The 1,340-nt window shown below is 59.4% G+C and carries 2 protein-coding genes; both read left to right on the top strand.

Going from position 1 to position 1,340, the window contains the following annotated elements:
• Positions 1–525 (top strand): hypothetical protein (locus AK963_RS29040; RefSeq protein WP_238593893.1); only part of this gene is annotated, 525 nt, incomplete at its 5' end.
• A gap of 16 nt (positions 526–541) precedes the next feature.
• Positions 542–1,340, top strand: a 799-nt coding sequence (locus AK963_RS29035) for a hypothetical protein (RefSeq protein WP_202969926.1), incomplete at its 3' end; no start/stop codon positions are given.

The following is a 1,340-nucleotide window of genomic DNA, read 5'->3' as shown; positions in this document are numbered from 1 at the left end:
GCGGACCTGATGACCCGCAACATCATCAACCCGGAGGACTGGCGGGAACGGTTCCAGCCGGACACCATCCACGGCTGTTTCCACGATGGCCGGTACTTTGGCTTCTATGGCGACAGTGTTGACGGCGGTGGTTTCATATTCAGTCCTGACAGCGGTACCTTTACCGAACTCGGCACTTACGCCGATGCCTGTTACCGCGACCTTCAGGACGACAGCCTTTACCTGGCCATCGGCAACACCATTAAAGCGTGGGACAAAGGCTCTGAGCTGATGCCCTACCGGTGGCGCAGCAAAGTCTTTCAAGGAAAGCCTGCCCTGTTCAGTTCGGCACGGATCATGGCGGACAGCTACACCGACCTGGTGTTTCGGGTATTCCGTGATGAGCAGCAGGTGCTGGAACTGCCGGTCACTTCGGACAGAGGCTTCAGGCTCCCAGCAGGCCGTGGCAGCCGCTGGCAGTTTGAGCTGGAAGGCACCGACACCGTGACTGCCGTAATTGTTGCCAGCTCCATGGCTGAACTTTAAGAACAGACTCCCTCTTATGGCTAAATTTCCCGCACTGCCTGCAACGGTAGACCGCTACGTGCGTGAGTTCCTGAACCGCCTCGCCGGTCGCAGCGGCAATGCCGGAGACAAGGCGGTGCTGCACAGTGAGCTGGCAGAGCTGGGACTGGCCAAGGAGAAAGGTCAGCGATTGAGCCTGCCTGCCTCTGCCGTGGGTTCTATCACCGATACCCTGGAGCCGGTGCTGCCAGAAATAACGGTAAGCGGTGATGGTGGAGGAACTACCGCACCGGACGCGCCAACTCCGGCTGCTGGCCTGTCCTCCAATGGCATCTTTGGTGCCGTGATTCTGGAGTGGGAAGCTCCGGCCTATGACGGTCATAACCATAGCGAGGTATGGCGAGCACAGTTGGATGACCGTGCGCAGGCGTCACTGGTTCACGAAGCCAACGGCAGCCGCTATACGGATGTCACCGGCAACACCACGCTCCACTATTACTGGGTGCGCCACGTCAACAGTGCCGGGCAGGTGGGGGGCTTTCATGCACTGGCCGGAACCGCAGGACAAGGGACGGCCATTATCAATCTGGCCGACCTGATGCTGGAAAGCCCGGAGCTGTCGGAGCAGCCGTTTTCGGTGCGCAATATCGGCACGGAAGAATCACCGGAGTATGTGCTGGTTTTTAACGGCTATCTGGCCGTCAACGGGCCGGTGAATATCAGCCAGCTTCAGTCCGGTGAACTGCAAAACGGCACGGCGCTCACGGTGGGGCAGGGTTCCATCGAGCTGAGTACCGGCAGCGATGGTTTTGGTCAAATGGTGATCACCGGCAGCG

The sequence above is a fragment of the Endozoicomonas atrinae genome, assembly GCF_001647025.1.
Taxonomy (GTDB): domain Bacteria; phylum Pseudomonadota; class Gammaproteobacteria; order Pseudomonadales; family Endozoicomonadaceae; genus Endozoicomonas; species Endozoicomonas atrinae.
Note: the sequence above shows the minus strand (reverse complement) of the source record. Positions and strands in the feature narration are given on the sequence as shown.